Origin of the sequence: Mesorhizobium sp. M0983 (assembly GCF_040318975.1) — a bacterium.
Lineage (GTDB): Bacteria > Pseudomonadota > Alphaproteobacteria > Rhizobiales > Rhizobiaceae > Mesorhizobium.
This window is the reverse complement of the sequence record NZ_JAMYNH010000004.1, coordinates 223,690-247,915: the sequence shown is the minus strand read 5'-3', so window position 1 is coordinate 247,915 and position 24,226 is coordinate 223,690. Positions and strand designations below refer to the sequence as shown.

Annotated in this window: 24 protein-coding genes; 3 read left to right on the top strand and 21 right to left on the bottom strand. The window is 61.7% G+C overall.

The features are described 5' to 3' along the window. Positions 1–29 precede the first annotated feature (29 nt). The 5 genes from ntrX to dusB form a co-directional block, all read right to left on the bottom strand. The gene (gene ntrX, locus NKH71_RS10370; RefSeq protein WP_352482545.1) at positions 30–1,391 is read right to left on the bottom strand and encodes a nitrogen assimilation response regulator NtrX; all 1,362 of its coding nucleotides are present in this window, start codon (positions 1,389–1,391) and stop codon (positions 30–32) included. Beyond that, a complete protein-coding gene (locus NKH71_RS10365; protein WP_023717577.1) occupies positions 1,381–3,666 on the bottom strand; it encodes a sensor histidine kinase NtrY-like in 2,286 nt (761 codons plus the stop codon). The genes ntrX and NKH71_RS10365 overlap by 11 nt, the downstream gene beginning before the upstream one ends. A 127-nt stretch (positions 3,667–3,793) precedes the next feature. Beyond that, positions 3,794–5,254 carry a nitrogen regulation protein NR(I) gene (ntrC, locus tag NKH71_RS10360; protein ID WP_023717576.1) on the bottom strand — a complete coding sequence of 487 codons (1,461 nt, stop codon included), beginning with the start codon at positions 5,252–5,254 and terminating at the stop codon, positions 3,794–3,796. Further along, positions 5,251–6,390, bottom strand: coding sequence for a two-component system sensor histidine kinase NtrB (locus NKH71_RS10355; RefSeq protein ID WP_352587536.1), 1,140 nt, complete (start codon positions 6,388–6,390; stop codon positions 5,251–5,253). Before NKH71_RS10355 ends, ntrC begins: the two co-directional genes overlap by 4 nt. Then, the gene (dusB, locus tag NKH71_RS10350; protein ID WP_352894852.1) at positions 6,387–7,412 is read right to left on the bottom strand and encodes a tRNA dihydrouridine synthase DusB; all 1,026 of its coding nucleotides are present in this window, start codon (positions 7,410–7,412) and stop codon (positions 6,387–6,389) included. Before dusB ends, NKH71_RS10355 begins: the two co-directional genes overlap by 4 nt. 181 nt (positions 7,413–7,593) lie before the next feature. On the opposite strand from dusB, the gene NKH71_RS10345 reads away from it, so the two are divergent. Next, positions 7,594–8,814, top strand: a complete 1,221-nt coding sequence (locus NKH71_RS10345; RefSeq protein WP_352894850.1) for a bifunctional 2-C-methyl-D-erythritol 4-phosphate cytidylyltransferase/2-C-methyl-D-erythritol 2,4-cyclodiphosphate synthase — start codon at positions 7,594–7,596, stop codon at positions 8,812–8,814. Further along, on the top strand, positions 8,811–9,320 hold the full coding sequence (locus tag NKH71_RS10340; protein ID WP_352894849.1) for a CinA family protein: 510 nt from the start codon (positions 8,811–8,813) through the stop codon (positions 9,318–9,320). Before NKH71_RS10345 ends, NKH71_RS10340 begins: the two co-directional genes overlap by 4 nt. On the opposite strand, the gene NKH71_RS10335 is transcribed toward NKH71_RS10340, so the two are convergent. The 16 genes from NKH71_RS10335 to NKH71_RS10260 all read right to left on the bottom strand — a co-directional run bounded on the left by NKH71_RS10335 (position 9,296) and on the right by NKH71_RS10260 (position 23,015). Next, positions 9,296–9,757 carry a type II toxin-antitoxin system RatA family toxin gene (locus tag NKH71_RS10335; RefSeq protein ID WP_023717571.1) on the bottom strand — a complete coding sequence of 154 codons (462 nt, stop codon included), beginning with the start codon at positions 9,755–9,757 and terminating at the stop codon, positions 9,296–9,298. The two genes, NKH71_RS10340 and NKH71_RS10335, sit on opposite strands and share 25 nt — an antisense overlap. 12 nt (positions 9,758–9,769) lie before the next feature. Beyond that, a complete protein-coding gene (gene lipA / locus NKH71_RS10330) occupies positions 9,770–10,735 on the bottom strand; it encodes a lipoyl synthase (RefSeq protein ID WP_023717570.1) in 966 nt (321 codons plus the stop codon). Between the two features lie 134 nt (positions 10,736–10,869). Then, complete coding sequence (locus NKH71_RS10325; RefSeq protein WP_023717568.1) at positions 10,870–11,127, bottom strand: GlsB/YeaQ/YmgE family stress response membrane protein; 258 nt, start codon at positions 11,125–11,127, stop codon at positions 10,870–10,872. Positions 11,128–11,222: 95 nt separating this feature from the next. Then, positions 11,223–12,668 carry a dihydrolipoyl dehydrogenase gene (lpdA, locus tag NKH71_RS10320; RefSeq protein ID WP_352847961.1) on the bottom strand — a complete coding sequence of 482 codons (1,446 nt, stop codon included), beginning with the start codon at positions 12,666–12,668 and terminating at the stop codon, positions 11,223–11,225. Between the two features lie 12 nt (positions 12,669–12,680). After that, a complete protein-coding gene (locus tag NKH71_RS10315; RefSeq protein ID WP_352858553.1) occupies positions 12,681–13,319 on the bottom strand; it encodes an SGNH/GDSL hydrolase family protein in 639 nt (212 codons plus the stop codon). Continuing rightward, positions 13,316–13,735, bottom strand: coding sequence for a hypothetical protein (locus NKH71_RS10310; protein ID WP_023717565.1), 420 nt, complete (start codon positions 13,733–13,735; stop codon positions 13,316–13,318). The genes NKH71_RS10315 and NKH71_RS10310 overlap by 4 nt, the downstream gene beginning before the upstream one ends. A 17-nt stretch (positions 13,736–13,752) precedes the next feature. Next, positions 13,753–15,168 carry a pyruvate dehydrogenase complex dihydrolipoamide acetyltransferase gene (locus NKH71_RS10305; RefSeq protein WP_352789953.1) on the bottom strand — a complete coding sequence of 472 codons (1,416 nt, stop codon included), beginning with the start codon at positions 15,166–15,168 and terminating at the stop codon, positions 13,753–13,755. A gap of 18 nt (positions 15,169–15,186) precedes the next feature. Continuing rightward, complete coding sequence (locus NKH71_RS10300; RefSeq protein WP_352482537.1) at positions 15,187–16,608, bottom strand: pyruvate dehydrogenase complex E1 component subunit beta; 1,422 nt, start codon at positions 16,606–16,608, stop codon at positions 15,187–15,189. Positions 16,609–16,623: 15 nt separating this feature from the next. Then, complete coding sequence (pdhA, locus tag NKH71_RS10295; RefSeq protein WP_023717562.1) at positions 16,624–17,664, bottom strand: pyruvate dehydrogenase (acetyl-transferring) E1 component subunit alpha; 1,041 nt, start codon at positions 17,662–17,664, stop codon at positions 16,624–16,626. 172 nt (positions 17,665–17,836) lie between these two features. Then, entirely contained in the window at positions 17,837–18,157 is a 321-nt protein-coding gene (locus NKH71_RS10290) for an FtsB family cell division protein (RefSeq protein WP_023717561.1), read from the bottom strand. Between the two features lie 134 nt (positions 18,158–18,291). After that, positions 18,292–19,566, bottom strand: coding sequence for a phosphopyruvate hydratase (gene eno, locus NKH71_RS10285; protein WP_023717560.1), 1,275 nt, complete (start codon positions 19,564–19,566; stop codon positions 18,292–18,294). Between the two features lie 399 nt (positions 19,567–19,965). Next, on the bottom strand, positions 19,966–20,331 hold the full coding sequence (locus NKH71_RS10280; RefSeq protein ID WP_023717559.1) for a PRC-barrel domain-containing protein: 366 nt from the start codon (positions 20,329–20,331) through the stop codon (positions 19,966–19,968). 122 nt (positions 20,332–20,453) lie between these two features. Beyond that, a complete protein-coding gene (gene kdsA, locus NKH71_RS10275) occupies positions 20,454–21,305 on the bottom strand; it encodes a 3-deoxy-8-phosphooctulonate synthase (RefSeq protein WP_031193559.1) in 852 nt (283 codons plus the stop codon). After that, the gene (locus NKH71_RS10270; protein WP_023717557.1) at positions 21,302–22,186 is read right to left on the bottom strand and encodes a VOC family protein; all 885 of its coding nucleotides are present in this window, start codon (positions 22,184–22,186) and stop codon (positions 21,302–21,304) included. The genes kdsA and NKH71_RS10270 overlap by 4 nt, the downstream gene beginning before the upstream one ends. Positions 22,187–22,490: 304 nt before the next feature. Beyond that, entirely contained in the window at positions 22,491–22,778 is a 288-nt protein-coding gene (locus NKH71_RS10265) for a Dabb family protein (RefSeq protein WP_023717556.1), read from the bottom strand. Between the two features lie 102 nt (positions 22,779–22,880). Further along, the gene (locus tag NKH71_RS10260; protein WP_023675095.1) at positions 22,881–23,015 is read right to left on the bottom strand and encodes a hypothetical protein; all 135 of its coding nucleotides are present in this window, start codon (positions 23,013–23,015) and stop codon (positions 22,881–22,883) included. A 186-nt stretch (positions 23,016–23,201) separates the two neighbouring features. On the opposite strand from NKH71_RS10260, the gene NKH71_RS10255 reads away from it, so the two are divergent. Next, on the top strand, positions 23,202–24,191 hold the full coding sequence (locus tag NKH71_RS10255; RefSeq protein WP_352789949.1) for a glycerophosphodiester phosphodiesterase family protein: 990 nt from the start codon (positions 23,202–23,204) through the stop codon (positions 24,189–24,191). Positions 24,192–24,226: the final 35 nt, after the last annotated feature.

Here is a 24,226-nt window from a genome sequence, read left to right as displayed (position 1 = left end):
AATTGCGTGGGCCACGGCTGGTTTGGCTCTCAGACGCCCAGCGACTTCAGCTTGCGGTGCAGTGCAGAGCGTTCCATGCCGATAAACTCTGCCGTCTTCGAGATGTTGCCGCCAAAACGGTTGATCTGGGCGATCAGATAGTCCTTCTCGAATTGTTCGCGTGCTTCACGCAGCGGCAGTGCCATTATGTGCTGATCGGACTTGGTTGGAGTGCGCGGCATGACGTCGCCGATCTCGGCTGGCAGGAGGTCGGCGGTGATCGGCGCATCGACATCGTCGCCGCGCGCCAGGATCATCAGGCGCTCGACATTGTTGCGCAACTGCCGAACGTTGCCCGGCCAGTTGTGCGCCTGCAGCACCGCCAGCGCGTCGTCGCCGATGCGGCGCGGCTTGATGCCGGCCTGGCGAGCGATCTGCTTCATGAAATTGTCGACCAGATAAGGAATGTCCTCGCGACGCTCGGCCAGTCCCGGCACCATGACCGGAACCACGGCCAGGCGATGATAAAGGTCCTCACGGAAACGGCCGTCGGCGATCATGGCTTCCAGGTTCTGCGAGGTCGACGAGATGATGCGTACGTCGACCTTGACCCGCTTGGTGCCCCCTACCCGCTCGAACTGCTGTTCGACCAGCACGCGCAGGATCTTGTTTTGCGTCTCACGCGGCATGTCGGCCACTTCATCGATGTAGAGAATGCCGCGATGGGCCTCCTCCAGCGCACCGACCTTGCGTTCGACGCCGTTCGATTCGGTGCCGAACAACTCGATCTCCATACGCTCAGGCGTGATGTTGGCGGCACTCAGCGTCACAAACGGTGCACTCTTGCGCGCCGACAGTGCGTGGATGGCGCGCGCCGCCAGTTCCTTGCCCGAGCCGGAGGGGCCGATAATCATGACGCGGCTGTTGGTCGGCGCGACGCGCTCGATGGTCTGGCGCAATTGGCTCATTGCCGACGACATGCCGATGAGGTCGAAAGTCTCGCCGCTGCGCAGCTTGAGATCCGAAACCTCGCGTCTCAATTTGGACGTTTCAAGCGCCCGTTCGGCAATAAGGATCAGCCTGTCGGCCTTGAACGGCTTTTCGATAAAATCATAGGCGCCGCGGCGGATGGCCGAGACTGCCGTTTCGATATTGCCGTGGCCCGAGATCATCACCACCGGCAGGTTCGGGTGCATCGTCTTGATCTCGTCCAGCAAAGCGAGGCCATCGAGCCGCGAACCCTGCAGCCAGATGTCGAGGAAGATCAGCCTGGGTGCCCGGTCGGCAACCACCGCCAGCGCGCTGTCGGCGTCAAACGCCGTGCGGGTTTCGTGACCTTCGTCGCTCAGGATACCGGCGACGAGTTCGCGGATGTCTTCCTCGTCGTCGACGATGAGAATATCAGACGCCATTACCGACCTTTTCAGTTTCTTTTTCGTGTTCCGTCTTGCTTTCGCCGCGTATCGGAACGGTGGCGGCAACCGGCAGGATGATGCTGATCATCGCACCCCGCCCATCGTGGAATTCCGCTGGTGCATCGTGCAATTCGAGTCGCCCGCCATGGTCCTCCACGATCTTCTTGACGATAGCGAGGCCAAGCCCGGTGCCTTTCTCGCGTGTCGTCATGTAAGGCTCGAGCAAGCGCTGCCGGTTTTCGCGCGGCAAGCCCCTGCCGTTGTCGATGACGTCGATTCGAATCGCGCCATTCTGACGCCCGGCTTGAATCCGGATTATGCCGTGCGGACGATCCTCTGCATCAAGTCCGTCGATAGCTTCGGCAGCATTCTTGATGACGTTGCCGAAAGCCTGCGCCATCAGGCGGCTGTCGAACGTGCCTTTAAGCGGCTCATTGCCGAAGACGCGCTCGAAGGTGATGTCGGCGCGGCTCACTTCGACCAGGAACGAGGCCTCGCGCAACGAATCGCGCAGATCGATGGCCTTCATTTCTGGTTTCGGCATGCGGGCGAACGCTGAGAACTCGTCGACCATGCGGCCGATGTCCTCCACTTGCCGGATGATGGTGTCGGTGCATTGATCGAAAACCTCACGGTCCTCGGTGATGACCTTGCCGTAACGGCGCTTGATACGCTCGGCCGAAAGCTGGATCGGCGTCAGCGGGTTCTTGATCTCGTGGGCGATGCGCCGCGCCACGTCGGCCCATGCAGAGGAACGCTGTGCCTGGACCAGATCGGTAATGTCGTCGACTGTCACGACGTAGGATTTATCCTCCGAACCGTCGTCGCCGGCTTCAATCGTGATCTGCACGTTGAAGGTCCGTTCGGTGCCGGCACGATAGAAGGTGACCTGTTCGCGATAGACCGGCTTGCCCGACTTGCGGCCGATCTCAAAGACGCGGCCGACATGCGGTAGCACGGCGGAAAGGTTCTGCCCAAGCGCCGCGGTGGCGGATATGGCCAGCATCGTTTCGGCCGAACGATTGACGATGGTGACGATGCCATATGGATCGACGCCGATGACCCCGGCGGTGACGCCGGCAAGCACAGCCTCCGAAAAGCGCCGCCGCTCGTCGATCAGATCCTTGGCCGACAGGATCTCGTTGCGCTGCGATTTCAGCTCCATCAGCATCTTGTTGAAGGTGTCGCCGAGCGAGGCGACGTCGCCATCGGAGGGGCGGACTGGCACGGCCACATCGAGATTGCCGGTAGCGACCTCGTCGGCCGCGCCGATGAGCTGACGAATCGGCCGCACCAGGCGGTCGGCCACCGCAATGCCGGTCCAGATGGCGGACAGGATGATGATCAGCGTCAGCGACAGATAGGGAAGCGCGAAAGCCACTTGCGAGGTGCGGCGATTGTCTTCGAGACCGCGATATTCTGCGGTGTTGGATTTGACGATCTGCCGTGCCTTGATCACCTCGGGATCGACGAGGCGAATGGTGTAGAGATAGAGCCCGTCGATCTCGCGCAGCTTGACGATGGCCCCCATGATGTTACGGGTGCGCGGCTCGATCAGCACCGGCTTGCCGTTGGCCGCGCTTGCCACAGCGCCCTCCGGCGGCTCCGGCATGGCAAAGTCCGCGTCGGTCTTGGCGCTCATGACGAAGGAACCATCGGGCTTGATGAGTGCTGCGTGTGCCAGGGAGCGTCCAACCGCCTCCTTGTTCATGAGGTCAAGGAAGCCGGTCCGATCGAGGCCGTAAAGCGTGCGCGAAGCGTCGAGGTCGTAAGCCATCGACAACGTCGTGCCCTGAAGATTTCGTGCGTTTTCCTGCACATAGGCGTCGGCGATCGACAACGACGAATTGACGATCGTCTTGGTGCGGATCTCGAACCAGCGGTCGAGGCCGATGTCGAGCGTGATCGACGCGATGATCGCCACCATGATCGCGGGGATGGCGGCGACCAGCGCAAACATCGCCACGATGCGCACATGCAGGCGCGACGCAGCCTTGCCGTGCCGGCGTGCCATCAGGATGCGATGCACTTCGCGGCCGACCAGCAAGATCAGAAACAGGACGAACGCGGCGTTAAGCGCGATCAGCGCCAGCGTCGTCCGCGCGTCGGGCGTGATCGGCGTGGCGCCAACCAGAATGGCGAAGGAGATCGCCGCCGTCACCAGCGCACCGGCAATGGCGACCACGCCGGGCAGCGCAAGCAGCCGGCGACCGTCTCGCGCGCCGGTAGTGCTGAAATGCGGTTTGCTCAGTGTCGGTGCGTGCAGAGCCATGTCGCCGTCTAGAGCCAGTGATTGCGTCGGATGTATGCAACGCATTGTGGCGATTATGCAACAAGTGTGGCCGAGACGGAAATCTTTCGGCGATCGATCCCCTGGAAAGCGCTCGTAAGGGGTTCGTCTAGACCTGCCTGGAGGACTTGTAGACGTTGACGCCGAGTTCGCGAATCTTCTTGCGCAGCGTGTTGCGGTTGAGTCCTAGCAATTCGGCGGCCTTGATCTGGTTACCGCGCGTTGCGGTCATCGAGGCGAGGACCAGTGGATACTCGACCTCGGAGAGGATTCGCTGATAGAGGCCGGCCGGCGGCAAGTCGCCGGCAAACGAGGCAAAATAGCGCTGCAGGAAATGCTCCACCGCCTGGCCGATGGAAAGGTCGTCGGGAATGAGGTTGCCGCCACCTGGAACGACAGGCCTTTCGCCAGTCTTCAACTCCGCCTCGATGATCTCGGCGGATATCTCGTCCTGCGAATACAGTGCAGCCAGCCTGCGGATGAGGTTTTCGAGTTCGCGCACGTTGCCAGGCCATGGGTAGCGCTTCATCAGCTCGATGCCGCCGGTGGAAATGCGCTTGGTCTGCAGGCCTTCACTGGCGCCGAGCTTGAAGAAGTGCCGGACGAGGTCCGGAATGTCCTCCGATCGCTCGCGCAGCGCCGGCAGCCTGAGCGGCACAACGTTCAAGCGGTAGAACAGGTCCTCGCGGAAAAGCCCCTGATTGATCAGCGTGCGCAGGTCCTTGTTGGTGGCAGCGACGATGCGCACGTCGGTCTTGATCGGCGTGCGGCCGCCGACCGTGGTGTATTCGCCCTGCTGCAACACACGCAGAAGCCGCGTCTGCGCTTCCATCGGCATATCGCCGATCTCGTCGAGGAACAGCGTGCCGCCTTCGGCCTGCTCGAAACGGCCAGTGGAGCGGCTCTGTGCGCCGGTAAAGGCGCCCTTCTCGTGCCCGAATAGTTCCGATTCGATCAGGTCGCGCGGGATCGCCGCCATGTTGATGGCGACGAAAGGACCGCCTCGGCGGCGGCCATATTCATGCAGCGCGCGCGCCACCAGTTCCTTGCCGGTACCCGATTCGCCTGAGATCATCACCGTCAGGTCGGTCTGCATCATCCGCGCCAGCATGCGGTAGATGTCCTGCATGGCCGCCGAGCGGCCGACCAGCGGCATCGTTTCAGGCGGCTCGTCGGCACGCGTATCGATCTTGGGCCGCCGCGGCTCGGAAAGCGCCCGATTGACGATGTTGAGCAGCTCCGTCAGGTCGAACGGTTTTGGCAGATATTCATAGGCTCCGGTTTCGGAGGCCCGGATCGCCGTCATGAACGTGTTCTGCGCACTCATGACGATGACCGGCAGTTCCGGTCGCGCCTTCTTGATGCGCGGCAGCATGTCGAAGGCGTTCTCGTCAGGCATGACAACGTCGGTGATGACCAGATCCCCCTCGCCCGCGGCCACCCAGCGCCACAGCGTCGAGGCATTGGAGGTGACGCGCACGTCGTGACCGACGCGCGAAAGCGCCTGGTTGAGGACAGTGCGGATGGCCGCATCGTCGTCGGCGACGAGAATATTGCCGCGAATGGTCATTTGCGGTCTCCTTCACCGTCGTCGTCGGCAAACTGGGTTTCTTTCCACGCCGGCATCAGGATGCGGAAGGTGGTCCCGCGCGGCGTCGATTCGCATTCAATGATGCCGCCATGCTCGCCGACGATCTTTGCGACCAGCGCCAGACCGAGACCGGAGCCGTTCGGCTTGGTGGTGATGAAGGGATCGAACAGGATCGGCAGGATATCCTCGGAGACACCCGAACCGTTGTCGCGCACGCAGAATTCCAATGGCAGCGACACCCGGTCCTGCGTTCCAGGCACGGAAACACGGATGCCCGGGCGGAAGGCAGTCGACAGCGTGATCTCGCCCTGCGGATCGCTGCCGATCGCCTCGGCGGCATTTTTTACCAGATTGAGGAACACCTGGATGAGCTGGTCGCGATTGGCAAAGACCGGAGGCAATGATGGATCATAGTCCTCTAATATCTTGATCCGCTTGGCAAAACCATTCTTGGCGATTGCTTTGACATGGTCGAGCACGACATGGATGTTGACGGGGTAGCGGTCGATCGGCCGCTCGTCCGAAAACACCTCCATGCGGTCGACCAGGGAGACAATGCGGTCGGTCTCGTCGGTGATCAAACGCGTCAGCGCGCGATCCTCATCGGACGCCGACAGTTCTAGCAGCTGCGCGGCGCCACGAATGCCGGACAGCGGGTTCTTGATCTCATGGGCAAGCATCGCGGCAAGGCCGGTGACCGAGCGCGCCGCACCGCGATGCGTCATCTGCCGGTCGATCTTGTCGGCCATTGAGCGTTCCTGGAACATCACCACGACGGAGCCTGGAAATTCCGTCACCGGCGCGACGTAGAGATCGACCACCTTCTCGATGCCGAGACGCGGCGACGACACGTCCACCCGGTATTCGTTCACCGGCGCACGGCGCTCGCGCACCTGGTCGACAAGCGTCAGCAGCGGACTGCCGAAAGGAATGAGCTTGTGCAGCGTGTTGCGGGCGAGCATCGTGGCGCTCGAGCGGAAAAAATCCTCGGCATCGGCATTGGCGAAGGTGATGAAGCCTTGCGGATCGACCATGATCACCGGCCGACGAATTGTGTTGAGCACAATATGCGCGGCGTCCGCCATGTCCGTGCTCTGTGTGACGGTGGCGTTCATGCCGCACTCCGCAGATTCGGCGCTTCGGGAGCGCTTGAAAACATGTCGCGCAGCAAGGCAATGACCCGCCCAGGCTCGAAAGACGTGAGGATGGCCTTGCGCCAGTCATCGCTTGTGACGGCATGGCGGTCGAGATACCAGCCGAGATGCTTGCGCGCCTGGCGCAATCCGCTTTCGACGCCATAGAGCGTCAGCATGTCTTCGTAATGGGCAATGACGTAGTCGGTCAGCGCTTGCGGGCTGTCCGGCATGCCGGATACTGGCTCGGCCAGCGCGGCCGCTACAATGCTGCCGGCAGTCCACGGCGCGCCATAGTGCGCACGGCCGATCATCACCGCGTCGGCGCCGGACTGGTCGAGGATCAAGGCTGCCTCTGCCGGCGAGCCGACATCGCCATTGGCAACCACAGGGATGGAGACGGCCTGCTTGACGCGTGCGATGGCACGCCAGTCGGCCGTGCCCTGATAGAACTGGCAACGTGTGCGGCCGTGCACCGTCACCATCCTGACGCCGGCCTGCTCGGCGCGTCGCGCCAGCATCGGCGCGTTGAGCGCGCTCTCGTCCCAGCCAAGCCGCATCTTAACCGTGACCGGCACGTCGACCGCGCCGACTACCGCTTCGATCAGCGACAGCGCGTGGTCGAGGTCTCGCATCAGTGCCGAACCGGCATAGCCGCCCGTCACCTTCTTGGCCGGACAGCCCATGTTGATGTCGATGATGTCGGCGCCTTCGCCGGCTGCGATTCGTGCGCCCTCGGCCATGTGCACCGCCTCGCGGCCGGCAAGCTGGACCATGTGGACAGGCAGCCCGGAATGACGGATGCGCAGGCCCGAGCCAGCCCTGCCCTTTGCAAGCTCACCGCTCGCCACCATTTCCGATACAACCAGCCCGGCGCCATGCGCATGGGCGCGCTGCCGGAACGGTTCGTCGGTAATGCCCGACATCGGCGCGAGAAACACGCGGTTGCGGATTCTCACGCCACCCACCTCCAGCGGCGAAGCCAATTTGGTCACATCAGGCATGCACAAAAACCAAGCACCTTCGATTGCTGCACATTCTCTAGCCAGAACGACGGCAATGTGCAACGCGCAATGTCGTGACATTAAGGCGCATTTGGGAAAAATATGGATCGCCGGACGGCATCAATCCTAGGTCTTGTGAAAGCGATACCACTTTTCAGGATCATGCGCTAAGCGTCTCGGCATGAGACATGTCAGCGAAAAGCCAGCTGCCGACGACAAGGTCGCCGTGGTCATCGTTGCTGCCGGGCGCGGCGCGCGCGCGGGGCAGGCCAATGGGCCGAAGCAGTACCAGCAGATTGGCGGCGGCGCCGTTATCGCACGCACGCTCGACGCCTTTCTGACGCATCCGAAAATTGGACCTGTCGTCGTTGCTATCCATGCCGAAGACGGCGCGCTTTTCCGCCGCGCCGCCGGCGCGAACGCCGACCGTGTCGTCGCTGTGATCGGCGGTACGTCACGGCAGGAGTCCGTCCGGCTTGGACTGCTGGCGTTGAGAAGCCATGCGCCGGGCCGGGTCCTGATCCATGATGCGGCTCGGCCGTTTGTCGATGCGGAACTGATAGATCGCACGATCGCCGCCATTGAAGAGCGCCAGGGAGCGCTGCCTGCTTTGCCCGTTGCCGATACGCTGAAGCGCGAAACGGCCGAAGGCATGAGCGGCGAAACAGTGTCCAGGGCCGGGCTCCGTGCCGCACAGACACCACAAGGCTTTCCGTTCTGGCCGATCCTGGCCGCGCACGAAAAGGCTCATCAATTGGGCAAGGCGGATTTCACCGACGATGCGGCAATCGCCGAATGGGCGCATATTCCGGTGAAGATCGTTCCCGGCTCGCCGGACAATGTCAAACTGACCTGGGCACGGGATATTGCAATGGCGGATCAGCGGCTTTCCAGCGCCTCACGTTTTCCGGACATCCGAACCGGCAACGGCTACGACGTCCATGCCTTCGAGCCCGGCGACCATGTCACCCTGTGCGGTGTCGCTATTCCGCACGACAGGAAATTGTCCGGCCATTCGGATGCCGATGTCGGTCTCCACGCCTTGACCGACGCCCTGCTCGCCACCTGCGGCGCCGGTGACATCGGCACGCATTTCCCGCCCTCCGACCCGCAGTGGAAAGGGGCCGCTTCACGCATCTTCGTTGAACACGCGGCGAAGCTGGTGCGCGAGCGCGGCGGGCGCATCGCCAACGCCGACATCACATTGGTTTGCGAGGCGCCGCGCGTCGGCCCGCATCGCGAGGCCATGACCGAAACGCTTTCCGCAATGTTGCGAATTTCGCGCGACCGCATCTCGATCAAGGCGACAACCAATGAGAAGCTCGGCTTCGTCGGCCGTGAGGAAGGCATAGCGGCCATCGCGACCGCCAGCGTTGTGTTTCCAGGGGATGTCCCCGAATGAGCAATAGCGATCTCGCAGATGCCCTGCTTCAGGCCTGCCAGCAGCGCGGCATCATGCTGGCGACGGCCGAGAGCTGCACCGGCGGCATGATCATCGCCACGCTGACCGACATTGCCGGCTCTTCCACTGTGGTCGATCGCGGCTTCATTACCTATTCCAACCAGGCCAAGACCGAGATGCTCGGCGTCTCGGCCGCTACACTCGAGGCGAACGGGGCGGTCTCGCGCGAGACTGCGGTGGAGATGGCGGCCGGCGCCTTGGCCCATTCGCGCGCCGGGCTTGCGCTCGCGGTGACCGGCATCGCCGGTCCGGGCGGTGGCTCAGCGGAAAAACCTGTCGGCCTGGTCTGGTTCGGCGTTGCCGTGGCTGGCCGGCCGGTGGTCAGCGAATGCCAGCTGTTCGCCGACAAGGGCCGTGATTTCATCCGCCGGGAAACGGTCCGGCATGCGCTTGAACTGGGTCTGCGCGCGCTCGCTGCGGATCAGGCCGCCGATGGCGTGCCGTAGATGATTTCGGCGCGTTTCTCGAACGCCTCGGAGAACATGCGGAAGGCGCGGTCGAACATGGTTCCCATGAGCGCACCCAAAATGCGGCTCTTGAACTCATAGTCGATAAAGAAGCAGACGTTGCAACCACCGCCGTCCGCCGGGTCGAAGCGCCAGACATTGCTCAGATATTTGAACGGGCCGTCGATATATTTGACGTCGATGGCGTTCTCGTCAGGCTTCAGCAGCACCTGCGTGGTGAAAGTCTCGCGGATCGCCTTGTAGCCAATGCTCATGTCGGCGATGAGCAGCGTGCGTCCGTCGCGTTCCTTGCGCGAACGAACCGTAAGTGCCTCGCAAAGCGGCAGGAATTGCGGATAGGATTCGATATCCGCGACCAGAGCGAACATCTGTTCAGGCGTATGCGCGACGCGGCGATGGGCTTCGAATTGTGGCATGAAACCAGTTTGTTAGGCGGACTTCCTAAGAAACGCTTCGCGCGCCGCGCGCAACCTGGCGAAATCGTCGCCGGCATGGTGCGACGAGCGCGTCAGCGGGCTCGACGCCACCAGCAGGAAGCCCTTGGTCCGGCCGATCGTCTCGAAGGACTTGAACTCCTCCGGTGTGACAAAGCGGATCACCGGATGGTGCTTCTTCGACGGCTGAAGATATTGGCCGATGGTCATGAAGTCGACATTGGCCGAACGCAGATCGTCCATCAGTTGCAGGATTTCGTTCCGCTCCTCGCCAAGGCCAACCATGATGCCGGACTTGGTGAAGATCGAGGGGTCGAGTTCCTTGACTCGCTGCAAGAGCCTGATCGAGTGGAAATAGCGCGCACCCGGCCGAACCGTCAGATAGTTCGACGGCACGGTCTCGAGATTATGGTTGAAAACGTCGGGCTTGGCCGCCACGACGATCTCCAGTGCGCCGTCCTTGCGCAGGAAGTCGGGCGTCAGGATTTCGATCGTCGTCAGAGGCGTTGCCGCCCGGATGGCGCGGATGACCTCGGCAAAGTGCTGAGCTCCGCCATCGGCGAGATCGTCGCGGTCGACTGAGGTGATGACGACATGGCTTAGGCCCATTTGCTTGACGGCGTGTGCGACGCGCGCCGGCTCGTCGGGATCGAGTGCGGTCGGTATACCGGTAGCCACGTTGCAGAACGCGCAGGCGCGCGTGCAGATCTCGCCCATGATCATGAAGGTGGCGTGCTTCTTTTCCCAGCACTCGCCGATGTTGGGGCAACCGGCCTCTTCGCACACCGTCACCAGCTTATGCGACTTCACGATCTCGCGCGTCTCGGCATAGCCTTTCGACATCGGCGCCTTGACGCGGATCCAGTCGGGCTTGCGCAGCACATCCTGGTCGGGCTTGTGCGCCTTTTCGGGATGCCGCAGGCGCGGCGCATTGGCGATCGTGTCGAGGACGGTGACCATATGAAATCCGGTTCATTCGCGATCGCCTGTCCGACGTTCGCTTTCCCAAGTCATCTAGGACTTTTCGCTGCAAAGAAAAAGGCCGCGGCGGCGCATGCCGCCACAGCCGTTTTCGCATGGCATGAGTTCAGCAATTAACGGCGCACCATGCGTCCTACCCAGATCAGCAGGCAGGCACCAATGAAACCGGTGATCAGATAGGCGATCCAGCCGGCGCCGAAGGCGCCGATGTTGAGCGCCTGCAGGATGGCATTCAGCACGATCGCGCCGACGATGCCAAGAATGATGTTCATCAAGATGCCGGTGTTGCTCTTCATGAACATCTCGGCAAACCAGCCTGCCAAACCGCCGATGATGATGGCTGCTACCCAGCCCACGCCGTTCACGTCCATATGCCCTCTCCTGTGGTGATGAATGCATCCGGAAACGAATTACCTTGCCGTCGAGTTCCTTGACATACATGTGTGAGTCTCGCGCAGCCAATTTATCATGCGTTCAGCGCACGGCCATAGGCGTCGAGAACACTCTCCTTCATCATCTCCGACAGCGTCGGGTGCGGGAAGATTGTGTGCATCAGCTCTTCCTCGGTGGTTTCCAGGTTCATAGCCACGACGAAGCCCTGGATCAGTTCGGTTACTTCTGCGCCGACCATGTGGGCGCCCAGCAACTGGCCGGTCTTCTTGTCGAAAATGGTTTTGACGAAGCCTTGGTCTTCGCCCAGCGCAATCGCCTTGCCGTTTGCGGCGAACTGGAAGCGGCCGACGCGGATGTCCTTGCCCTCGGCTTTCGCTTTGGCTTCCGTCAGTCCGACCGAGGCGACTTGCGGATTGCAATAGGTGCAGCCCGGGATCTTCAGCTTGTCGATGGCATGCACGCCGGGGAAATTGGCGATCTTTTCCACACACACCACGCCCTCATGCTCGGCCTTGTGGGCGAGCATCGGCGGTCCGGCGACATCGCCGATGGCATAGATGCCGGGCACGTTGGTCTTGCCGTAGCCGTCGACGACGACGCAACCGCGCTCGGTCTTCACGCCGAGCGCCTCGAGGCCGAGATTTTCGATGTTGCCCTGTACCCCGACGGCTGAAATCATGCGGTCGGCGGTGATCTTCTCAACTTTGCCGTCCTTCATCTCGATATGCGCGGTGACCGAATTGGCGCCCTTCTCGACCTTGGTCACCTTGGCCTCGAGGATGATCTTCATGCCCTGCTTCTCGAACTGCTTTTGCGCAAACTTCGACACTTCGGCGTCCTCGACCGGCATCACGGCCGGCAGCAGTTCGACCACCGTCACCTCCGCGCCCATGGTGCGGTAGAACGAGGCGAACTCGATGCCGATGGCGCCCGAGCCCATCACCAGCAGCGATTTCGGCATCTCTTTTGGCACCATCGCCTCGAAATAGGTCCAGATCAACTTGCCGTCCGGCTCGATGCCGGGCAGTGCGCGCGGCCTGGCTCCGGTCGCCAGGATGATGTGCTTGGCGGTGTAGGTGCCCTCGCCCTTGACGCCCTTTGGCGCCGGCGGCTGCGGCTCCATCGGCTTCTTCGACGATTTCGACACGACGATCTCGCCGGGTTTCGTCAGTTTGGCTTCGCCCCAGATGACGTCGACCTTGTTCTTCTTCATCAGGAAGCCGACGCCGCCGTTGAGCCGCAGCGAGACCTTTCGCGAGCGATCGACGACGGCGGCGGTGTCGACGCTGACCTTGCCGTCGATCTTCAGGCCGTAATCCTTCAGATGATCCGAATAGTGCATGATCTCGGCCGAGCGCAGCAGCGCTTTGGTCGGAATGCAGCCCCAGTTGAGGCAGATGCCGCCCAAGTGCTCGCGCTCGACAATCGCCGTCTTGAAGCCAAGCTGCGCCGAACGCACTGCAGTGACATAGCCGCCGGGGCCGGAGCCGATGATGATAACGTCGTAGTTCTCAGCCACGGCTTTTCTCCTTCACAATTCCAGCATGACGCGCACGAGCGGCGCCAGCGCTTGCCCGATGCTCCGCGTGTTTTCCGCGTCAAGGTGGACGCCGTCCAGCGGCGTCGTTTCGGCCACCGTGCCCGCATTGAAGAAGCCGCAGCCGGCCTCGTCGGCAAGGGCGGAATATTGCGGCGCCAGCCGCTTTGACGCGTCATCTCCGCCGGCGAACATTTCTTTGAACTCGGCGTTTTCCGTGCGGCTGACTACGGGCGGCGCGACGATCAGGATCTGCGGCGCCGGCCAATCGAACGGGTAATCATGACCGCGCACAATATCGATCAGGCGTTGCACGCCTTGTTTGGCCGCGACCGGATTGCCGTGAATCCACGGCTTCATATCGTTGGCGCCGAGCATGATGACGATCAAATCGATCGGCGCATGAGTCGTCAGGATCGTTGGCAACAGCCTTGCGCCATTGCGGTCCGCTCCGGCCAAGTGATCGTCGAAGGCGGTGGTTCGGCCATTCAGGCCTTCGGCGATGACCTCGACGCCGCTGCCCAATGCCGCCTGCAGCACGCTCGGCCAGCGATCTTCCAGCGGATGTCGGCCGAGGTTTGCCGCGTCATAGCCCCAAGTAAGCGAATCGCCGTAGCAGAGGACCGTCTTCATGTGCCTGCCCCGCCGAAACCTGGTTGCGAGCGCGCCAATCGCCAGCGCACGAAAAGCCACTGGACCAGCACCGTAGCGATGCCCGGCAGGACGAGACCCGCGACTATGGGAAGATCGCCCGACCATTGGCTCTTGCCTGGGGGCTGGGAGAAAGTCCAGCCGATCAGGGAAACTCCAACGAGCACAAAAAACGCTACCCCTATGGTCGCCGTCAGCTTTGTTGCCCGTCGTGGGTCCGACATGAATTGTGCGATGAAGAACGCGACCGTCACGAGGACGGTGACGAGAGCCGAGATCATAAACACAAGGATGTACTCTACGTCGGCATTGGTTGCGACGGCGAGCCACTGCGCCACCAATCCGCCGGCCAAACCGGAAAGAAAGAAGGCAAAAAGGCTGGTGAAGAATTTCCGCACCGCCCTGTTCCCTTCTCTTAGACCAGCATGCCCATCGGGTTTTCGACCATGCGTTTGAAGGCGACGAGCAGCTCGGCGCCGAGCGCACCGTCGACGGCGCGGTGATCGGTCGACAACGTCACCGACATGATCGTGGCGATCTTGATCTCGCCGTTCTTGACCACCGCGCGTTGCTCTCCGGCGCCGACCGCCAGGATCGTCGCATGCGGTGGGTTGATGACGGCAGAAAAATCCTTGATGCCGAACATGCCGAGATTGGACACTGCCGTGGTGCCGCCCTGATATTCTTCCGGCTTCAGCTTGCGGCTGCGGGCGCGGCCGGCAAGATCCTTCATCTCGTTGGAGATAACGGACAGCGTCTTTTCGTCGGCACGCCGGATGATTGGCGTGATCAAGCCGCCGGGGATCGACACTGCAACACCGACATCGGCATGCTTGTGCTTGACCATGGCGTTTTCTGTCCACGACGCATTGGCATCCGGCACCGCCATCAGGGCCATGGCCAGAGCCTTGATGACTATGTCATTGACGGAAAGCTTATAGGCCGGCGTTTCCCCCTTCTCGGTCTTCTTCACCGGGGCGGCCGCATTGATCTGCGTGCGCAGGGCCAGAAGTGCGTCGAGCTCGCAGTCGAGCGTCAGATAGAAATGCGGGATGGTGGTCTTGGCCTCGACCAGCCGCCGCGCAATTGTCTTGCGCATATTGTCGTGGGGGACCAGCTCGTAGGAGCCTTCGGCAAACAGTTTGAGCACCTGCTCGTCGGACATTGGCTTGGGTGCTGCTGCCGCAGGTGCCGGAGCACCGGCGGCCGCTGCTTTTGCTGCTGGTGCCGCCTTGGCGCCGCCACTGGAAATTGCGGCCTCGACATCGGCCCTGACCACGCGACCATGCGGGCCGGAGCCCGTCACCGCCGACACATCGACACCGGCTTCCTTGGCGATGCGGCGGGCCAGCGGCGAGGCGAAGATGCGGCCGTTCGCGGATTGGCTGATCTCCCCCCGTGTGGGGGAGATGGCCGGCAGGCCAGAGGGGGGCGCCTCGCTCCCTGCGGCAGGAGGGACAGCGCCCCCCTCTGTCGACTTCGTCGACATCTCCCCCACGGGTGGGGAGATTGGCGCTTTTTCCTGCTTCGCCTCAGCCTTTGCCGGCGCAGCGCCATCACCGCTTTTGGCGGCAGAAGCAGCATCCTCGCCCTCCGCCGCCAGCACCGCGATCAGCGCATTGACCTTGACGCCTTCAGTGCCGGCCGGAACCACCAGCTTGGCAACCGTGCCTTCGTCGACGGCTTCGACTTCCATCGTTGCCTTGTCGGTCTCGATTTCGGCAATCACGTCGCCCGGCGAAACCTTGTCGCCTTCCTTGACCAACCACTTGGAAAGATTGCCCTCTTCCATCGTGGGCGACAGCGCCGGCATGGTGATGTTGATCGGCATTTTGTCCTCCCGCCCTGCTCAGCGATACGTGACGGCTTTGACCGCCTCGACGACCTCGCCGACATTGGGCAGCGCCAGCTTTTCGAGGTTCGCCGCATAGGGCATCGGCACGTCCTTGCCGGCAATGGTAATGACCGGTGCGTCGAGGAAATCGAAGGCGCGCTGTGAGACCTGATTGGCGATATGGTCGCCGACCGAGTTCTGCGGAAAGCCTTCCTCGACCACCACCAGGCGATTGGTCTTTTTGACCGAGGCGATGATCGTGTCGAAGTCGAGCGGGCGGATAGTGCGCAAGTCGATGATCTCGGCATCGATGCCCATGCCGCGCAACTCCGCCTCCGCCTTGATCGCGTAGGTCATGCCGATGCCGAACGAGACGATGGTCACGTCCTTGCCGGATTTGTGAATGCGCGCCTTGCCGATCGGCAACACGAAATCGTCCATCTTCGGCACGTCGAAGGAGTGGCCGTAAAGGATTTCGTTTTCGAGGAAGATGACCGGGTTCGGATCGCGGATCGCCGCCTTGAGCAGACCCTTGGCGTCGGCGGCGGTATAAGGCATCACCACCTTCAATCCAGGAATATGGCTGTACCAGGCGGCATAGCACTGCGAATGCTGCGCGGCGACGCGGGCAGCAGCGCCGTTCGGGCCGCGAAAGACGATCGGGGCGCCCATCTGGCCGCCGGACATGTAGAGCGTCTTGGCGGCTGAATTGATGATCTGGTCGATCGCCTGCATGGCGAAGTTGAAGGTCATGAATTCGACGATCGGCTTCAGGCCGGCCATCGCCGCGCCAACACCAACGCCGGCAAAGCCGTGCTCGGTGATCGGCGTGTCGACCACGCGTCTCGGACCGAATTCCTGCAACAGGCCTTGTGTGATCTTGTAGGCGCCCTGGTACTCGGCGACTTCCTCGCCCATGACGAAGACGTCGCCGTCGCGGCGCATTTCCTCCGCCATTGCGTCGCGCAACGCTTCACGCACCGTGGTCGAGACCATTTCGGTGCCGGCCGGGATGTCCGGATCGGCGGCAATTTCCAGCTTGGGCGCGGCGGCAACAGGTGTTGCCGCTTCGCTCTTGGCCGGAGCAGCCGCGGGGGCCGGAGCAGCCGCGGGGGCCGGAGCAGCCGCGGGCGCTGCCGCTTGCGACTCGACAGCCTCCTCGCCAATGCCTTCGCCCGCCTCGTCGATGTCTTCGCCATCGAGGGCCAGCACAGCGATCAGCGTGTTGACCTTGACGCCTTCGGTGCCGGCAGGAACCACGATCTTGGCAAGTGTGCCTTCATCGACGGCTTCGACTTCCATCGTTGCCTTGTCGGTTTCGATCTCGGCAATGGCGTCACCGGCTGCGACTTTGTCGCCTTCTTTCTTCAACCACTTGGAAACATTACCCTCTTCCATGGTCGGCGAGAGGGCGGGCATGAGAATTTCGATCGGCATGTCCTTGCCCTCTCGTTAAAGTACGATATTGGTCCAGAGCTCGGACGGATCCGGCTCCGCGTCGTTCTGGGCAAATTCTGCAGCGTCGGCGACAACGTCGCGGACTTCCTTGTCGATGGCCTTGAGCTCGTCCTCGCTTGCCCATTTCTTGTCGAGCAACCGTGCCTTGACCTGTTCGATCGGGTCACGTTCGGAGCGCATTTTCTGCACTTCTTCCTTGGAGCGGTATTTTGCTGGATCCGACATCGAATGGCCGCGGTAGCGGTAGGTCTGCATTTCGAGAATGAGCGGCCCGTTGCCGGCGCGGCACCATTCGGCGGCGAGGTCGCCGGCGGCCTTGACGGCGCGCACATCCATGCCGTCGACCTGGATGCCTGGAATCTTGAAGGAGGCGCCGCGATGCGAAAAATCCGTCTCGGCCGACGAGCGCGAGACCGAGGTGCCCATGGCGTAGCGGTTGTTCTCGATGATGTAGACCACCGGAAGCTTCCATAGCGAGGCCATATTGAAGCTTTCGTAGACCTGGCCCTGATTCGCGGCGCCATCGCCGAAATAGGTCAGCGTCATATTGTTGTTGCCGCGATAGCGGTTGGCGAAGGCAATGCCGGTGCCGAGCGACACTTGCGCGCCGACGATGCCGTGGCCGCCGTAAAAATGCTTCTCCTTGGAGAACATGTGCATGGAGCCGCCCTTGCCTCTCGACAGGCCGCTACGGCGCCCGGTCAGTTCGGCCATGACGCCGCGCGGCGACAACTCCATGGCCAGCATATGGCCATGGTCGCGATAGGCGGTGATCATCTGGTCGCCATCGATCAGCGCCATCTTCATGCCGGTAACGACCGCCTCCTGGCCGATGTAGAGATGGCAGAAACCGCCGATGAAGCCCATGCCGTAAAGCTGGCCGGCCTTTTCCTCGAAGCGGCGGATGAGCAGCATGTGCCGGTAGGCGGCAAGCTCCTGGTCTTTGGTGAATTCAACAGGCTTTGGGGTGGAAAGGCCCATCGTTTTGCCGTCGGATTTGGATTTGGCAGGCGCTTTTCTGGCGGCGGTGGCCATGCATCACTTCCCTGTTGGCGTCTCTTGGCGGACAGCGAGGGAGATCAGTTCTCCCACCGATTTGAGGCAGGCTAACATGCAGGGAAGGCTTTCGCCATGCCGAAAACGCATGGCTGTCATGCATCTAAGCGCCTAAAATCATTGCAAATATCGCCGATTAACTGAAATTGCGTTATCTTGCGACCGGCAGCATGATGGTGATCTCGTCGGCATGGGACAGATTGAGCGCCTTGCGCGCCTGCTCGTCCAGCATGTCCTTCTCGAGCGTGCCCTCATGCATCAGCTGGACGCGGCGCTCCAGGTCGATCCGGCGTGCCTTGACGGCATCAAGCCTGCCCTGCAATTCGACAGTCTCGGCTTCGAGCCGATACTTGGAATAGATGCCGAACTCGCCATGATAGGCATGGAAGCCGAAATAGGTCAGGAACACCACGCAGAGCGAGGGGATGATCAGCCGGCCGGTGTTTCTTTGCTTGTGCTGGCGTGTCCACATGGTCCGAATCCTCTGCGCCGCCTTTGTCGCCCGATTGTGCTTAATGGACGGTTACGGATTGCTGGATTCGGAGCCCTGAAAGCAAAAGGGCGGGAATGTCCCCGCCCTCGCTCGCTCGGATTTTCTGTCGAAAATCAGCTTTTAACGATCGACTTGCCGGCATACCGCGCCTGCTTGCCGAGCTCCTCTTCGATGCGGATGAGCTGGTTGTACTTGGCCATGCGGTCCGAGCGTGACAGCGAGCCAGTCTTGATCTGCCCGCAATTGGTGGCAACGGCGAGGTCGGCGATGGTCGAATCCTCGGTCTCGCCCGAGCGGTGCGACATCACCGCGGTATAGCCGGCCTTGTGCGCGGTCTCGACGGCGTCGAGCGTTTCGGTAAGCGAGCCGATCTGGTTGACCTTGACCAGGATCGAATTGGCGACACCCATGCGGATGCCGTCGCGCAACCGCGCCGTGTTGGTGACGAACAGATCGTCGCCAACCAGCTGCGTTTGCTTGCCGATGAGGTCGGTCAGCATTTTCCAGCCGTCCCAGTCGTCCTCGGCCAGGCCGTCCTCGATGGTGATGATCGGGTAGTCGGCAGCGAGCTTGGCCAGATATTTGGCTTGCGCCTTCGGGTCGCGGGTCTTCTTCTCGCCTTCATAGACGTAGTTGCCGTCCTTGAAGAACTCGGTCGCCGCGCAGTCGAGTCCGAGTGCGACCTCCTCGCCTGGCCTGAAGCCGGCCTTCTCGATCGATTCCATGATGAAGTCGAGCGCGGCCGGCGCGCTTTTCAGGTTGGGGGCAAAGCCGCCCTCGTCGCCGACATTGGTGTTATGGCCGGCATCCTTCAGCCTCTTCCGCAGCGTGTGGAATATCTCCGAGCCCCAGCGCACGCCATCGCGCAGCGTCGGCGCGCCGATCGGCAGAATCATGAATTCCTGGAAATCGATCGGGTTGTCGGCATGCGCACCGCCGTTGATGATGTTCATCATCGGCACCGGCAGCACATGCGCCTTGGTGCCGCCGACATAACGGTAGAGCGGCAGGCCGGCCGCTTCGGCCGCGGCCTTGGCCACGGCCAGCGACACACCGAGAATGGCATTGGCGCCGAGCCGGCTCTTGTTGGGCGTACCATCGAGCTCGATCATGGTTTGGTCGATGTGGATCTGATTCTCGGCCTCCATGCCGCCGATCGCCTCGAACAGCTCGCCGTTCACTGCCTCAACCGCCCTGAGCACGCCCTTGCCGAGATAGCGGGGGCCGCCGTCGCGCAGTTCGACCGCCTCATGCGCGCCGGTCGATGCGCCGGACGGCACCGCGGCGCGGCCCATTGAGCCGTCTTCGAGCACGACGTCGACCTCGACGGTCGGATTTCCGCGGCTGTCCAGGATTTCACGCCCGACAATGTCGATGATGGCCGTCATTGCGATGTCCCCGATTGATCGATTGAAGCGTCGCGCACCTCTTAGCCAAAGCGCTGCAAAACGCAATCGGGGCACTTGCAAATATTGCTCGTGCGCCCATTGCCGCTCTTGGGATTCACGAAGCACAAAGCGCTGTCATCATTTGTCATGCGCGGCATGCCGGTTTCTGGTTTATGGCTGTTGTCGCGCGGGGCGAAACAGGAGGAGTTTCGCCATGTCCCAGTTGAGCGGTATTGTGAGTTTGTTCCTGATTGCGGCTGCGTTCCTGACGTCGTGCGACAATCAGCAACCCCCGCAGGGATCGTCGCCTTTGCCGGCCCTGCAAATTGCGCAGTAGCATCCCGCCACATCGAAAGGCCCCCGATTTCCCGGGGGCCTTTTTGATTCCAGGAGACTTAGTCAGTGCCAGTAAGGCTCGACCTTGTAGTAGTTGTATGAGGCGTCACGTGCAGCCTCGCCGTCGGCGCCGGTCAGCTCGTTGATCGAGTAGGAAGGAGCGGCCATCAGCTGGTCTTTGGTGAACGGCACGACATAGCCACCCCTGTTCTCATCATAATCAAGGCTCGCCCACGGAATGGCGTGGTATTTCTCGCCAATGCCGAGAAATCCGCCAAAACCGATCACGGCGAACATGATTCCGTTCGACAATTTGTCGAGCATGACGTCCTCAATGTCGCCGATATGAGTGCCTTCCGTGTTGTAGACCGATGTGCCGATAACCCGCGAAGCGGCAATGGCTTCGGTGTGTCCCGTCTGGGTCGTCATGGTGTGCTCCTCGTCGTCGTTGACATTAGATTTTGACAATGAGGGCCGCGGGCTAAGGTTCCAGACAGGTTCGAAATTCTTCAAAGTTTTCTTGGCGACGCTGCTGTGGCGCAACTGCTGGTTCAACCCACGCTCTTGGCGATGCGATCGAACGCCATCAGCCGTTCAAGCAATGCGGGAAGATCCTTTAGCGGCACCATGTTGGGGCCGTCGGAAGGCGCGTTGTCGGGGTCCTGGTGCGTCTCGATGAAGACGCCGGCGACGCCAACCGCGACAGCCGCGCGCGCCAGCGTCTCGACAAAGCGCCGGTCGCCCCCAGACGAACCGCCCTGCCCGCCCGGCTGCTGCACCGAATGAGTGGCATCGAAAATGACCGGCGCGCCGATCTCGGCCATGATCGGCAGCGCCCTCATGTCGGACACCAAGGTGTTGTAACCAAAGGATGCGCCGCGCTCGGTCACCAAGACATTGGCGTTGCCGGAGCCGGTGATCTTGGCGACGACGTTCTTCATGTCCCATGGCGCGAGGAATTGGCCCTTCTTTACATTGACCACCTTGCCGGTTCTTGCCGCAGCAATCAGCAAATCGGTCTGCCGGCTGAGGAAGGCAGGAATCTGCAGAATGTCGACATGCGGCGCGACGATCGCGCATTGTTCCTCAGTGTGGACGTCGGTCAGGATCGGCAGCGAAAAATTCTTGCGCAAATCGTCGAAGATCGGCATTGCCGCTTCAAGTCCCGCACCGCGCGTGCCGCCAAGCGAGGTGCGATTGGCCTTGTCGTAGCTGGTCTTGTAGACGAGCCCGATGCCGAGCCGTTCGGTCAATTCCTTCAGCGCACCGGCCATGTCGAAAGCGTGCTGCCGCGATTCCAGCTGGCATGGACCGGCGATCAGCGATAGGGGCGCGCTGTTGCCGAAAATGACCTTTCCGATCGCAACGGAAGAATTTGGCATCAGAGGATTGAGCTTGTTCATGCGATCTCCCGGAAAATGAAGGCCGCGCCCTGCCCTGGCGCCGGCGACACGATGATATCACCGCCGCGTATGTCGTGTTCGACGGAATTGGCTGCAAGCAGCTTTGCGACGGTGTCGCAGTGCCTAATCGAAAAGACGATCCCAGCAAAGCGGAGTTCAGACGGCGCGCCGGCGGGAATGCCGAAGCGTGCCGCAAAGGCTGCAGGATCCAGAACGGTCACAGCGGCATTCGGCAGCTTATAGACAGTGCCGCTCTGCGCCTCCATCCCGGCTGCGATCGAAATCACATGGCCTTGTTCGGAAGGTTCGCGGCTGACTGCCACGACTTCGACAATGCCGGTTGCGCCATTAGCGTGGGCCTGCAAAGCGGTGCGGTCGACCTTCGGCGCATTGATCCGTTCGCAGGCGAAGAGAAAAGCGTCCGTTGCCTTGCCTAGAGCCGCGAAGGCAAGCTTGAATGATGCGGTGTCGCTCTTTCCTGTCGCATCAGCGAAGGCGCGCGAAAAGCTGAGCATGTCTCCCGCCGACAGTCCGGCTTCGATGAAGCGCGCGTGGTCCGCGGCGGCGCTTTCGGTGCCCAGCACCACGGCAGAAAATCCTTCATCACCGTTTCTTTCGCGATAGGTGTGATCCCGCGCGACAAAGACATTGCGGTTCGCGATCGCCGTTGCCACGGCCTGTCGGTCGGCGACCGCGAGCGGCTCGAGATAGGTACCGTCGGTGAGGAAGACACAACAGTTTTCCGTTCCGAAGGGATGGATACCCGTCGGCGCAACGGTAAAGCCGAGCAAGGTCAAGCGCGCCCGCGCAACATCGAGGCTCGCGGTCGGCAACACCAGGTGATCGAGCGGATGAGGGCTTGCGGGGGTGTTCTCGGTCATGTCCCGCGCGGTGTGCCTCATTCCTGAAAATGGTTCAAGGGCTTAGCCGGCACCTCGGCGGCGATCGCAGTGCCCGGCCGCGAGGAGCCGACTTGCCGCCGTCAAAAATCATCCTAGCTCATTGCCAGGGGAAGAGACCTTTTCATTGCCCTGGCCGTTATTGCGATAGCAGTTATCGCCGTGCTGGTCTGGAACGCGCCAAAGCGGCCGGGCGTCGATCCGACCGAGACCTCCGCGGCTCAGACGGAATGAATCGGGCTGCGGCGCGGCCCCGCTCCGCGACGTGAAATCTGCCTTAGGGCGGTCAACTTGCCACTATATCGGCCGAATAACGCAATTCGCGCAGCGGTTTTACCCGGCTGGTGGTCTCTGCATAGAGCGGATGCGCCTTGTAGGCGGCGAGCGCTGCCTCGTCTTCGAACTCGGCGTAGACGACCACATCGATTTCATCCGAGAGCGGGTCGACCTTGGTGTTGAGCGTCACCTCGAAACGGCGCGAGTGGGGTATCTTGCCGAGCGCCAGCAGACCCGTACGCACCGCCTCGACGTCCACTTTACGACGCGCGCTGAAGAAAACGATATGCCGGATCAACCCAGCCTCCTCGACCGTTGGACCGGCGTTCTTTTGTGTCAGCGGGAGCGTGCCGTCAATCGGCAGGATGTCGCGTCGGCGAACCGTGGCGAAGAAGAGAAACTACACCATACTGGTTACATAGTGCACGACGCGGGTCACCTCCCTGATGGTCCTGTCGAGGTAGCGGCCTTGGTTGTAAATGCCGTCCCAGATCAGGAAGAAGGTGACGGTCGTGATGATGATGACATAACGCATGGCTAAAACTAGCGCATATGGGTGGTTACAACCATAGTGATTCCGGCTCTGCTGGGACCCTCCCCGAATTTTAACGGTCTTTGGTCTGTCTGCTGCGATGCTTGCTGGCCAAACTGGCGCTACCGCTGCAGGCGGCTTGGAAAGATAACCCCGCTCGGCTTCGACGACCGCTTCAGGAATCATACCATGCGAAAACGGACGATCTCCCTCATTGCAGTTCTTGTCGCTGCAGGCGGCATCTGGCTCAACAACACTTCGCTGCTGTCGAGCCGGCCGGCCGTCACCCCTTCGGTGCTTGCCCATCGCGGCCTGGCTCAGGATTTCGACCGTACGAACCTCGGATCGGAAACATGCACGGCCGATCGCATGCTGACGCCGCGCCATTCCTTCCTCGAAAACACGATACCCTCGATGGAAGCCGCCTTCGCGCTCGGTGCGGACGCGCTCGAACTCGATGTCCATCCCACTACGGACGGCAAGTTCGCCGTCTTCCACGATTGGACGCTGGATTGTCGCACCAACGGCAAGGGAGAAACGCGCCGCCATGCGATGTCCGAATTGAAGACGCTCGATATCGGTTATGGCTACACTGCCGATGGCGGCAAGACCTTTCCGTTTCGCGGCAAGGGTGTCGGCATGATGCCGTCGCTGGATGAAGTCTTGCAGCGCTTCCCGAACCGGCGTTTTAATATCAACATCAAAAGCAACGATCCCAAGGAAGGCGAGATGCTGGCCGCCTGGCTCGCCACATTGACGCCGGCCGAGCGCGCCAATCTGACGGTCTATGGCGGCGACAGGCCTATAGAAGCAGTGAAGGCAGCGTTGCCGGACATGCATACGCTGAGCCGCGCATCCCTGACGCGCTGCATTCTTCGCTATGCTGCGCTCGGCTGGAGTGGCTACGTTCCGGATGCCTGCCGCCAGGGCACCTTGCTCATCCCCGTCAATGTCGCAAAGTGGACGTGGGGCTGGCCCGGCCGTTTTCTCGACCGTATGGACAGCGTCGGCAGCCGCGTCTACCTGCTCGGTCCCTATTCCGGCGGCGGCTTTTCACAAGGCCTCGACGACCCCGCCTCGATCGACCAACTGCCGGACGATTATTCCGGTGGGATTTCGACGGATGCGCTGGATCTGGTCATGCCTGCCGTCAAGCGGCGTTTCGCACCACCTGCCTGAAGAGGCTGCCTGCCTCAAACGGATCGGCCGTATCG

What these genes read in the sequence shown, in the direction of transcription:
- NKH71_RS10315 (WP_352858553.1), bottom strand. Translation starts at nt 13,319, where the DNA reads ATGAAGACGGTCCTCTGCTACGGCGATTCGCTTACTTGGGGCTATGAC.
- kdsA (WP_031193559.1), bottom strand. Translation starts at nt 21,305, where the DNA reads ATGAACAAGCTCAATCCTCTGATGCCAAATTCTTCCGTTGCGATCGGA.
- NKH71_RS10340 (WP_352894849.1), top strand. Translation starts at nt 8,811, where the DNA reads ATGAGCAATAGCGATCTCGCAGATGCCCTGCTTCAGGCCTGCCAGCAG.
- lipA (WP_023717570.1), bottom strand. Translation starts at nt 10,735, where the DNA reads ATGGTCACCGTCCTCGACACGATCGCCAATGCGCCGCGCCTGCGGCAT.
- NKH71_RS10345 (WP_352894850.1), top strand. Translation starts at nt 7,594, where the DNA reads ATGAGACATGTCAGCGAAAAGCCAGCTGCCGACGACAAGGTCGCCGTG.
- NKH71_RS10300 (WP_352482537.1), bottom strand. Translation starts at nt 16,608, where the DNA reads ATGCCGATCGAAATTCTCATGCCCGCCCTCTCGCCGACCATGGAAGAG.
- ntrX (WP_352482545.1), bottom strand. Translation starts at nt 1,391, where the DNA reads ATGGCGTCTGATATTCTCATCGTCGACGACGAGGAAGACATCCGCGAA.
- NKH71_RS10325 (WP_023717568.1), bottom strand. Translation starts at nt 11,127, where the DNA reads ATGGACGTGAACGGCGTGGGCTGGGTAGCAGCCATCATCATCGGCGGT.
- NKH71_RS10270 (WP_023717557.1), bottom strand. Translation starts at nt 22,186, where the DNA reads ATGACCGAGAACACCCCCGCAAGCCCTCATCCGCTCGATCACCTGGTG.
- NKH71_RS10335 (WP_023717571.1), bottom strand. Translation starts at nt 9,757, where the DNA reads ATGCCACAATTCGAAGCCCATCGCCGCGTCGCGCATACGCCTGAACAG.
- NKH71_RS10365 (WP_023717577.1), bottom strand. Translation starts at nt 3,666, where the DNA reads ATGGCTCTGCACGCACCGACACTGAGCAAACCGCATTTCAGCACTACC.
- NKH71_RS10260 (WP_023675095.1), bottom strand. Translation starts at nt 23,015, where the DNA reads ATGCGTTATGTCATCATCATCACGACCGTCACCTTCTTCCTGATCTGG.
- NKH71_RS10255 (WP_352789949.1), top strand. Translation starts at nt 23,202, where the DNA reads ATGCGAAAACGGACGATCTCCCTCATTGCAGTTCTTGTCGCTGCAGGC.
- ntrC (WP_023717576.1), bottom strand. Translation starts at nt 5,254, where the DNA reads ATGACCATTCGCGGCAATATTCTCGTCGCCGACGACGATGCGGCCATC.
- pdhA (WP_023717562.1), bottom strand. Translation starts at nt 17,664, where the DNA reads ATGGCCACCGCCGCCAGAAAAGCGCCTGCCAAATCCAAATCCGACGGC.
- NKH71_RS10355 (WP_352587536.1), bottom strand. Translation starts at nt 6,390, where the DNA reads ATGAACGCCACCGTCACACAGAGCACGGACATGGCGGACGCCGCGCAT.
- dusB (WP_352894852.1), bottom strand. Translation starts at nt 7,412, where the DNA reads ATGCCTGATGTGACCAAATTGGCTTCGCCGCTGGAGGTGGGTGGCGTG.
- NKH71_RS10305 (WP_352789953.1), bottom strand. Translation starts at nt 15,168, where the DNA reads ATGCCGATCAACATCACCATGCCGGCGCTGTCGCCCACGATGGAAGAG.
- eno (WP_023717560.1), bottom strand. Translation starts at nt 19,566, where the DNA reads ATGACGGCCATCATCGACATTGTCGGGCGTGAAATCCTGGACAGCCGC.
- NKH71_RS10280 (WP_023717559.1), bottom strand. Translation starts at nt 20,331, where the DNA reads ATGACGACCCAGACGGGACACACCGAAGCCATTGCCGCTTCGCGGGTT.
- NKH71_RS10290 (WP_023717561.1), bottom strand. Translation starts at nt 18,157, where the DNA reads ATGTGGACACGCCAGCACAAGCAAAGAAACACCGGCCGGCTGATCATC.